The sequence below is a fragment of the Candidatus Lokiarchaeota archaeon genome, assembly GCA_014730275.1.
Classification (GTDB): Archaea; Asgardarchaeota; Thorarchaeia; order Thorarchaeales; family Thorarchaeaceae; genus WJIL01.
Genome location: WJIL01000143.1, coordinates 61,735 through 71,951, shown reverse-complemented (window position 1 = coordinate 71,951; position 10,217 = coordinate 61,735). Strand labels below are relative to the sequence as shown.

Below are 10,217 nucleotides of genomic sequence, written 5' to 3'. Positions count from 1 at the left end.
TCTTGACAGGGAAGGTCGGGTACTTGACTGTAATACCCGATACGCAGCGCGTTTTGATAAGAAGTCTGATGAAATAATAGGAAAGACACCTTGGAAACTACATCCTGATGTTAGCGCAAAAAGAAAAGAAGCACTGGAAAGTGTATTTGAAACAGGAAAGCCATCTCACGGAGAAGATGTAAGAGAAGGAAAGAATGGAACACCGATATGGAATGAATATATTATTTCACCAATCCTAGATGAATCCGGAGAAGTTCTACGCGTATGTCTCTACGCGAGAGATATCACAAAACGAAAGAATACCGAGCTTAGGCTTGCAGAATCAGAGAAAGAAAAAGCAGCAATTCTCGATAATTCTCCGTTTCACATATTGCTCCAAGACATGGATCACAGAGTTATCTGGGCTAATAGGGCATCTGCAGAATCCGTCGGAATGACTGCTGAAGAATTGAAGGGCAAGAAATGCCACATGGTGTGGGCAAACAGGAAAACACCATGCAAAGATTGCCCTATTGAAGAATCATGGAAAACCGGCGAGCCAGAAACATCTGAAATGAAAACACCGGATGATAGATGGTGGTTGGTTACAGGAAGTGCGGTTGAGAACGGAGAAGGAGAAACGATAGGCGGGGTGGAAATCACCCTAGACATTACTAAGCGAAAAATGGCTGAAAGGCGCACTGATTTCTTAATATCCCTATTGAGACATGATGTGCTGAATCGCATTCAGGCAGTTCAAGGATTCTTAGAACTTCTAAAACATACTAATCTTACAGATAATCAGGCCAACATTGTTGGTAAGGCGCTGGCGGGTACAAAGGAGCAGCAGGACATAATTGAGAGAGTTAGGCTTCTGAGGAAGGTGGAGGAGCAAGAAGAGACTACCTCAGTTGATATTAGGCCAATTATCGAAACCATAACCGAACAGAAGAAACTACAGCCATTCGGAAAAGAATTCACTATAGAGCGAGAAATGCCAGAACAACGAATAAGCGTGCAGGGAGGCAAGCTGCTTAAACCACTATTTAGCAATCTCATAGAGAACGCTTTGGAGCATTCAGAAGGTTCCAAAATCAGACTGTCCGTTGCTGAAGATGACGAGTTCATCACAGTGTCAATCGAAGATGATGGCAAAGGTATTCCTGCGAAAGTGCAACGGGAGATTATGGAAGCCCGATTTGACGATGAAGAAAGCAAATCTTCCGGATTGGGGTTGTATTTGGTGAAGGAAATAGCTGAAGCCTACGGTGGGAGAATCGAAATCGGTGATTCTGAGTTGGGAGGCGCACGGGTAGATGTGCACCTCAAGAGAAGCAAATGAATTCCATCATCACAGAAGAAGCGTCAAAAGGAACTATCAGATAGACAAAAGGAGAAAGGGGAGGACGAGTGTCTCCCCAAACTAAACTAAGACAGTGTTGCCTGTATTCCCCCAAGCTCTGCAGATGCAGTTATTGTAAGAGTTTGAGAGGCCGAATCGTAGTTAGAGGTCTCGTAGTGGCCACTTGATATCTCGGTCCATGTTGAGGTTGTTACATCGACACCACCGAATGATGCGGTGCCTGCAAAACTGCCACCAACAGTAGAGGGTAAGTCTACACTCAGGGTTACACCGCCCGTGGATGCCTGGAGTGTGAACTCAACGTCGCCATCAAAAGTGGCATCATCGGTTACTGTTAGGTCAATACCGCCCGCTTGAGCGGTTATGTCCACATCACCAACGTGGGCGTTTTCACCAATTACCAGTTCAACGCCCCCTGCATCTACACTGATGGACATAGCATAGACTGTTCCACTTCCAAGTGTTAGATTGGCTTCTGCAGCCGCATAGTCAAAGGATACTACACCTGAGCTATAGACAACTGAAGGTTCTCCATGCTCTGACACTGTTTCATTCGGCACAGTCAAATCCAAATGGTACAGTAAATTGGAATCATCAATGAATTCTATATTGACCCCACCGGCGCTCAGATTCAGATTTAGAGTGACGGAGTCAAGCATAGATGATTCGGTTTCTTCGAAACTGTAGTCGGTCGTGGCGGTCCAGTTAGGGCCACTAAAACTACCCCAACTAGTTCCGCCCAACCATACCATTAGTCCGGTTCCAACTGCACCGATAATAAGCACAGCAACTATACAGGCTACCATCGTGTTATTTCGTTCATAGTTGTTTTTACTCATTGTCAATCACATCATTTGTTGTGTATTTACGCAGAAACGCATGCCATGTTTTCCTGCGTTCTTTGTATTGCGAATCTTCTTCTAGCGCAAATCGACGCATGATTCGCGATGCGTCGTTGCGAAGGGAACGTGAAAGCTCCCCGTACTTCACCTCGTCCACAATGGGCAAGGCTGAACTAACTTCATTTTCCCGCTCAATCAAACGTCTCAACAATTCGGTTGCATCAGAGTACTCATCTTCGGGAATATCTATCCCATAAACAGAGAGACTCCGAACCATGGATCGTAGGCGTTCTTTCGCAAACTCAGCGACTCCACCATCAGTTTGCATCATTCCGCTGATACCAAGGCGATATTCCCTAGCAGTAGCACGGTAGTAGCGTTGCACTATTCCGGTCGCTGTTGGCTCTGTGTAATCCTCAACAATTAAGCCCGCTTCCTTCAGCTTGTCAATGTGGTGAAGTATTGTTCCGGGATTCTTATCGAGCGCATCAGCCAACTGTTTAACCGTCATAGCGTCCTTTGTCAGATACTTGAAGACGATGTTCGCTCTGGTCGGTTCAAAGAGCAGCTTGATCGTCTTTGCATCTTCGATAACCTTCAGGTCCTTCATGGGTGGTGCATTGCTTTTCTTCGCCATAATCACACATCTCCAACCAAATTGATATTCGGATGTTCATCTTCACGACTCTCTCGTTCCTCTCCGCTCAAAATCAAGTAGACCCTGCTTATTCCGATGACTATAGCAGGAATAATCAAGAATACCACTAAGATGAAAGCGGCAATACCGTAGATTCCCGCAAGGATTGAAACAGGGGAAATCGACATCCAGATAGCCGTAAAACTGGCACCGCCTATCGGCAGAAGCAGTACAACGGGCAATCCTATGTGAGACAGCCAGACAGAGAAGACCCTGTCAAAGTAGTCTATACTCATACTCACTGACACCCTGATGGCATCAAAGGGTCCATGACCATCTATTACTGCAGGAAAGGTCATAGAAAGCATACCACCTACAACTAGGAAGTACAAGGTTCCAAGTGCGGATGAAATGCTTAACACTGCAGTATTTGGAGTGGCAAGAGGCGTGGGAATAGGAGTCATTACCAAGAGGGCAACAGGCAAGATGATTATGATGAACTGAAGAACTCCGGCCCCAGCAAGTGAGAAGAACTTTCGTTTGTACCACTCAAAAACACCGGACGCAGAAGTACCAGCACTTTCAACGATTTCCCGTCCCATCCCAAATAGAGCTCCTATGGCAACGAGGAAAGGTGCTAATATTGGGGCTACGATCATCATTAGCACACCAAGAATTGCTGTCCCTTCCATAGCTTCAAGCCCCACACCAAGAGCTGTGAAGAATTCAGCTATCCGTTGTAATCCAACACCGAAGATAAGAACTGGAAAAGTAACTAGCATAATCACTCCGAGAAGTAGGCCAGACACGACTAGCACACCAATCATGCCTAGAATGAAAGATATCACATTCCTAGCAGCAAATCGAAGGCTGATTTTGAGATCATTAAGTAGCGTTTTGAAATCGGCTCGTTTCATACTCATTTTTTATTTTCTCCTGAATAATTGGGCGAGTGCTCCCATAGAAGGAAGCACTCAGATTGCTAACATTACACCATCGGAATATCCGGCTTTGCTCCTTCAAAAACCTCTCCGCCAGTCAACTCATGATAGACCTTGACAAAAGAGATAATCATCATTGGCAGGAACAGTAGGAGGGTGAGGATTCCCGCAATTGCACTGTAGATTCCCACAGCAATCGAGGCAGGATTAAGGGCCATAGCTGGATTGGAACCGACAAGTAGTCCCCATACTATTGCTGGAGAGAATAGCAGAACAAAGAAGACAAAAATCGCAGTGATTAAGCCAAAGACCCGATCAAAGCGGTTAGTGGCCAAGCTAAAGGATTCCTTGAAGGCCTCCTGAACACCCTTGCCGTTGACAACAGCAGGAAAGACCATTGCGAAGAGGCCAACCGTGATGAAGGTGTACACAAAGCTAGCAACAGACAGAATCTGCGATACCAGCAAAGGCACTTGGTAGTTCATGGCCAAGGAGATGGCGCCACCTACAACTACTTGGGGTATGATGATTATCAGCGTTAGTATAACACCTGTACCCGCAAATGTCAGGAAATTGTGCCTGAACCAGGAGAAAGCTGATTCCGCCTTGGTTTCACCGGTTTCGACGACCTCCTTGCTCATGCCAAAGATTGAACCCACAACAATGAGGAACAGAGAGGCAATAGGTATCAGAAACAGGAGTCCTACACCCCCGATAGCCCATGGATTGTTCTGAGCCCATTCCGTCATTATCTGTCCGATTACAGCCCAGTCATGAGGACCGGTCAGCAATACAATACTGATAATGGGAATAGATACAACGGCAAAAATTACACCGAGGAGCAAAGCCATGCCAAGATTCGCCAAGAGATAGGACAGTAAGTTATTCTTGGCCAGTCTCAGGCTGGTCTTCAAATCCTCGAAAATCGTATTGAATGTAGTTTCGTTATCGTTCATGTTTATTCGCCTCATTCGATGGTTATCGAACGTTTGGATTTCTCGCAACGTTTGATGTATTCGCATCGTTTGACACATACCAAAATAGGAACCGATTCCTTATAAATATTTTGACGTTTGTCAAACGTAACAATGTTTGTCAAACATTAGTCATAAAATCCGGAAATGTGCTTATGTTAGCAAGAACTAAATTCGAATTGCCTATTCAACAGCTCGAAGCATCTGTGGAATTAGTGGCTCAACTTCTTCGATAGCCACGCCACCTTCCTCTCGTAAGAGATCTAGGCAGTGAAATGAATACGTAACGCCGCGTTTCCCCAAATATCGCATCGCCTTAGGCATAGCAGAAGAGACATCTTGTTCAAACTGCAATGCACCCAGTGCATCTTCCCTCCAAAGAGTGGTTACCACCATCATTCGCTCCATACGACGCCAGAATTTCCACCATGGCTTCAGTTCTTTCAAGAGGAGCGGCTGCAGCAATTTTGCCTGTTCAACTGTTTCGTGTTCCATGTACTGTCGATCTTCTGTGACAAAACCTTCATTCGTCACACGATTCACGCATTCGATAGATCTCAAGAAGAGAAGAAGACAGTGGGCTTTTCCAACATAATCCTTGTATCTGTTGATGGCGCCTCTATTCATCTCCATCGGAGTTGTGACTTCGATTAGATCTACACCAGTCCCGTCATTCAGTCGGATTTCGTGGTATTTAGGGCGATTATTACCTTCATAGGGAGGTGTCTGTCCAGCGATTGCATAGTCCACAATATGTCCCAGTGACGGAGGAATTCGTGTGAAGTGGCCCCAGCCTTCCTTTTCAAGGGCAATACTCAAAGCTACCTTGAAGAAGGTCTTGCCACTTTTTGGGGGACCCAGTAGAACAATACATTTCGCCATGACCAATTGCCTCACAGTTAGCGGATACTCTTCTTGTCAATTCGCTTGAGTCGCTTAAGAGTGTCTAACAGCTGTTCAGAATAGGGATGGAGCTCCTTCTTGTTACCTGTAGCCTTCTTCTGCAACACATAGCGAAGAATGGAAATATGCTCATACCTATCTAATCGCACCCAAGGTTCATCATACAGCTCCTGAAGCAGAATCTCTGGCAGTTTCTTTTTCTCGCGGTTTTCAGGAATATCTTCATCCTGGAGATCGATAAGCGCCGCATCTTGATCCTTGATGGCATCAAGATCTTCCGTTGTCAAATCAAGTTTCTTTGAGTCTTTGCGAAAGGCCCGAATCACAAACTCATCAGGTTCATCAAAATTCCCAAAAAGAGAAACGAAGGAACAAGCCTTTCCCATGAAGGGTTGGATAACCATGAAGACAATTCTCAGGAAGTCAAGAAGTCTTTCTTCATCAGAGTACGCAATATAGCTATACGGACGGTTTGCAACTGTGCCAAGGGCGTTTCTCAAGAAATCCTGATCAAAGCTACGTATTCTATCTATCCATGAACTCCAAGCATCCTCATTTCTAAGAATCTTATTCGAAGCGCTGAGAATCTTCACCAGACCCTCAGGAGTGGCTAGTTCAGGATCAGCATACTCTGAGGATAATGCTTCCAGTGAACTCAAGGGATTGATGAGAAATGGTTCGTCATCAGAGACAACCACATGGGAAACGAGGTTCTCTCTCCCGGCTCTGTCTTTATCACCTCTGACGGTTACAGCAATTGCCAGGACATCATCATCCACCCAGAAGCTACTCAATATCCTCAAATCGGAATCCTTGAACCAACCTACAGGCAGATTGCGAGGTACTGCATTGGCCTGTATCGCGTCCATAATGTCTTTGCTCGGTTTTCCTAATACTGCTGGTTTCTGCTGGAAAGGTAGGTGAATGTATGCTCTCATGCTTCAATTCTCCGTTGAAGAGGTCCAGTTACATCTAGCCGTTTTTTCTTGACCTTGCATTCTCGACTTAGTACATCATAGAATACGCGTTCAATACCCACAGGCTCGAGAGTCTCTGAAGGCCCTCTACTATCTATTTCCAAGTAGCTGATATCTATCTCTTCGCGTCTTGCTCTGCCCAAAGCTGGAGCAATTTGTTCCTCAAGTACGCCAACCATATCCTGAAACTTATGGTTGTGCAGCAATGCTTTTGTGAAAACGAATCCAATGTGCTTGATATCATCTTGATGTGTGCCGATGTATCTAATCGCTTCAACAATGGGACCAAGCTGGCCAGCTAATGCGTGTTTGAGATGGGGTTCACGTGCAGGATCTATTAGAATAAGAACTGAATATACATCGTCAAGCGATTGTTTGAAAAGAGCTGCGCAGTGCTGATAATCCTTTCCGCTCAAATCAGTTAGGCGGACACTCATATTGCTGAACCATCCTGCCTTCACCTCAGAACCCTGATAGGTAAAATCATTGAAATCAAATACATAACCATGAAGACCTACTGTCGGAGCCAAAGGCTTTCCAGATACCAGATTATCAACTATGGTTCCATACTCAGTTGGCAAACTCTCCAATTTCGCTCGAGCCCATCCAATTTTGTCTAGATAGTATATTGCAGCTATTAGGAACGTTGTTTTACCAACCCCAGGACACCCCAAGACACTTACCTTATTCTTTGCATCGGGTAAAGACACTGACATAAGTTTAAGCCCTCGAGTTTTCTGCGCATTCCGTGTAAAGAGGAACCATTAAGCGGTCAACTGAGATGAACGATATTCGATATTCAGATAAAAGTTGTTGAGAGGAACGGCGATGAAGTCATGAAATGGCTCCCAACAAACAAGTCTTATTATTTGACCAGTTCATATTAGTCTCAAAGAGTCGGGTGTACCACTCATGGGGAAATCAATAGCACTGCTGGGGAATAAGGGCACTGGCAAAACAACTTTCTTGGTAGCTTCTATCCACCAGCTTTCTAAGAGAGGCTGGATAAAAACGGAGATAGAAAAACTGCCAGACGACTATGGTCTTTGGATTGATCTAATGGTATCAGGCAAACCATTGCCCCCGACTGTGAAGAAGTATGATTACCCACTGAAGTTTCAGAGGAGGATATCTTTCAAGGGGTCCATAATAAAGCTCGGTTGGCTCTTTGGAGGAATGACTCTTCGAGTAGGCGATATGCGCGGGGAGGACTACACCAGAACAACGACGAAGTTCAAGCGGGCTGTAGAAGACGTGTCCGCTGTCTTCGTAACTATCGACCCATCAGACTCAGAAGACCTTGGTGATGCATTATCAGGACAGATACAACCACTCATTGATGGAATCCGATATATGATTCGAGAGCGTGGAGATGATCTTGAATATCTTGGCTTCATAATCACCAAACGGTCAAAACATAACCACACAATTGGAGAAGTTCGTGAATATATTGACATGGCCCTTGGACCGATATTGACCTATCTCCAAGACAATGATACGGTATTCAGAGTCCTCGAGGTGGACAGCAGGGGACCTGATGATAGGCTCAAACCGTGGGGCATCGAATATTGCTACTATGATATGCTTGCCACCCTTTGCAAGGTAGAAGGGCGTCGACTTGATGTAACACAGGATGATGCCTACCTTTGGATCGAATCATCACCAGTGACCAAGAGCAATGTTAACAATTCATCTGAACCAATCTTCTCGTCTCCGAATGAGTCCGATTTTCAAGCGGAAGAGGCAACCAATTCCTCGCAGGAAAACTCACAAGAACCTGAAGTTGGCGTAGCATACCTCGTAATTTGTCCACACTGTGGTCATAAGAACCGACACGGGCTTAGCAAATGCAGGAACTGCGGTGCCTCATTGTAGAGTATTACGATTTCAACCCATTTCTAGCGGATTCATGGTTGAGTACTCAAGTGTATGATAGTGCAAATGTTGGAGAAATCTCGGAAGACTTATGCACTAGTCATTCTCGTTGCATATTCGTGGTCGAATTGGATTTGAATCTCAGAGCCAAGATGTTCAACAGAAAAGCTTCGAAGCCTGAAAATCAGCCTGAACAAGTTGTTGAATCGCTAGGCCTTAAGGAAGGGGATTGTGTTGCTGATATCGGATCCGGTGGCGGCTATTTCACAATGCGCTTTGCCAAAAGGGTGGCTTCACAAGGTACCGTATACGCAGTGGATACAGATGCGGATATGTTAGATTATGTGAAAGAAACATCCGAGAAAGAGGGGTTAGCGAACGTTGAAACCGTTCTTGTAACCCCATCAGAGATTGATTTGCCCAGAAAAGGTCTTGATCTTGTTTTCACAAGAAACGCATATCACCACCTAGAGAATCCAGTTGGATACTTCACCAGTCTCAAGCACTTTCTGAAGCCTAACGGACGGGTCGCAATTCTTGAATATAGAAAAGCAGGGGGAATCTTTAGAAGAATCTTCGGGCACTACGTTGAGAAAAAGCAGATAGTGCAAGATATGAAAGGCGCAGGCTACCAACTTCAAGAAGAGTTTGATTTCCTGCCCGAACAGTCCTTCACCATCTATTCGCCAAACAACGAATAAGCATCACTCTGCAGGAGCAGTTGTCAAGTATGTCACAGCTATCTCACATACCGCGTGTACGTCGAGCCTTTCTTCCAACACCAATCCACGAACTCCGTAACCTAGCGAGTTCATTGGAAATCAATAACCTCTACATCAAGCGAGATGATCTTACCGGAATAGGTGCGGGGGGCAACAAGACACGGAAACTTGAATTCGTTGTTGGAAAAGCAATTGAACAGGGTGCTGACACGCTTGTTACAGTTGGTGCACTACAAAGCAATCATTGTAGACAAACGGCGGCCTTTGCGGCTAACTTGGGACTCCGGTGTGTATTATTACTTGGAGGCAATGAGCCCGAATCCTCTAAAGGCAATCATATGCTAGACGGTTTGCTCGGGGCAGAAATCAAGTATTATGAAGATGTAGGATTTGAGGAACTGCATGAGCGACTCGATGACGTTGTCGATACATTATGCGAATTAGGCCTAAGCCCCTATGCTATTCCAGCCGGTGCTGCTACTGCAACGGGATGTCTTGGCTATGTTCAAGCAATGCTAGAACTAAGAGAACAGATGATCGATAAAAAACTGAATATCGATAAAATCATCATACCTGTAGGAACTGGCGGAACTCTAGCAGGTATGTTAGCTGGAGCTGAAGTAGCTGAAATGGACATTGATATTGTCGGTGTTAGTGTGCTTTTTAATACGGAAGACTGCCACTCTCGCATCTCAACACTTCTTGATCAAATGCACAAGAAATACCCAGATACAATTCCTGAAACCAGAAGAGCGATTCAAATAGATGATACTTTCCTCGACGAGGGATATGGTGTAATAACCAGCGGGGTACGAAGCACGATTGGGACATTCGCCAAGATGGATGGAGTTATTCTCGACCCTGTATATACTGCCAAGGCTGGACTGGCACTGATGAGAATGGCCATGATTGATGAGCTAGAGAAGAATGAATCAATTCTCTTCTGGCATACTGGGGGGCTTCCAGCTACTTTTGCACACTCAGAAGCTCTGACCACATGAAGC

General features: G+C 45.2%; 11 protein-coding genes. 4 read left to right on the top strand and 7 right to left on the bottom strand.

The annotated features are described in order from the left end of the window. Positions 1-1,321: PAS domain-containing protein (locus GF309_16215; protein MBD3160325.1), on the top strand; the 1,321-nt coding region annotated here is incomplete at its 5' end. A gap of 86 nt (positions 1,322-1,407) precedes the next feature. Here the strand turns inward: GF309_16215 and GF309_16210 are convergent. From GF309_16210 to GF309_16180, 7 genes are all read right to left on the bottom strand, one after another. Continuing rightward, positions 1,408-2,181: a hypothetical protein gene (locus GF309_16210; GenBank protein MBD3160324.1), complete on the bottom strand. Its 774-nt coding sequence runs from the start codon at positions 2,179-2,181 to the stop codon at positions 1,408-1,410. Beyond that, the gene (locus tag GF309_16205; GenBank protein ID MBD3160323.1) at positions 2,174-2,821 is read right to left on the bottom strand and encodes an ArsR family transcriptional regulator; all 648 of its coding nucleotides are present in this window, start codon (positions 2,819-2,821) and stop codon (positions 2,174-2,176) included. The genes GF309_16210 and GF309_16205 overlap by 8 nt, the downstream gene beginning before the upstream one ends. 2 nt (positions 2,822-2,823) lie before the next feature. Further along, on the bottom strand, positions 2,824-3,744 hold the full coding sequence (locus tag GF309_16200; GenBank protein MBD3160322.1) for a hypothetical protein: 921 nt from the start codon (positions 3,742-3,744) through the stop codon (positions 2,824-2,826). A 65-nt stretch (positions 3,745-3,809) separates the two neighbouring features. Further along, positions 3,810-4,718: a hypothetical protein gene (locus GF309_16195; protein MBD3160321.1), complete on the bottom strand. Its 909-nt coding sequence runs from the start codon at positions 4,716-4,718 to the stop codon at positions 3,810-3,812. Between the two features lie 201 nt (positions 4,719-4,919). Next, a complete protein-coding gene (locus GF309_16190) occupies positions 4,920-5,618 on the bottom strand; it encodes a hypothetical protein (protein ID MBD3160320.1) in 699 nt (232 codons plus the stop codon). Between the two features lie 17 nt (positions 5,619-5,635). Then, positions 5,636-6,577 (bottom strand): hypothetical protein, encoded by a 942-nt coding sequence (locus GF309_16185; GenBank protein ID MBD3160319.1) that lies wholly within the window; start codon positions 6,575-6,577, stop codon positions 5,636-5,638. Then, on the bottom strand, positions 6,574-7,332 hold the full coding sequence (locus tag GF309_16180; GenBank protein MBD3160318.1) for a hypothetical protein: 759 nt from the start codon (positions 7,330-7,332) through the stop codon (positions 6,574-6,576). Before GF309_16180 ends, GF309_16185 begins: the two co-directional genes overlap by 4 nt. Positions 7,333-7,528: 196 nt before the next feature. On the opposite strand from GF309_16180, the gene GF309_16175 reads away from it, so the two are divergent. The 3 genes from GF309_16175 to GF309_16165 are packed head-to-tail and all read left to right on the top strand — an operon-like array spanning position 7,529 to position 10,214. Continuing rightward, positions 7,529-8,491, top strand: a complete 963-nt coding sequence (locus tag GF309_16175) for a hypothetical protein (protein ID MBD3160317.1) — start codon at positions 7,529-7,531, stop codon at positions 8,489-8,491. Beyond that, the gene (locus GF309_16170; GenBank protein MBD3160316.1) at positions 8,464-9,192 is read left to right on the top strand and encodes a methyltransferase domain-containing protein; all 729 of its coding nucleotides are present in this window, start codon (positions 8,464-8,466) and stop codon (positions 9,190-9,192) included. Before GF309_16175 ends, GF309_16170 begins: the two co-directional genes overlap by 28 nt. A gap of 29 nt (positions 9,193-9,221) precedes the next feature. Further along, positions 9,222-10,214 carry a pyridoxal-phosphate dependent enzyme gene (locus tag GF309_16165; protein MBD3160315.1) on the top strand — a complete coding sequence of 331 codons (993 nt, stop codon included), beginning with the start codon at positions 9,222-9,224 and terminating at the stop codon, positions 10,212-10,214. Positions 10,215-10,217: the final 3 nt, after the last annotated feature.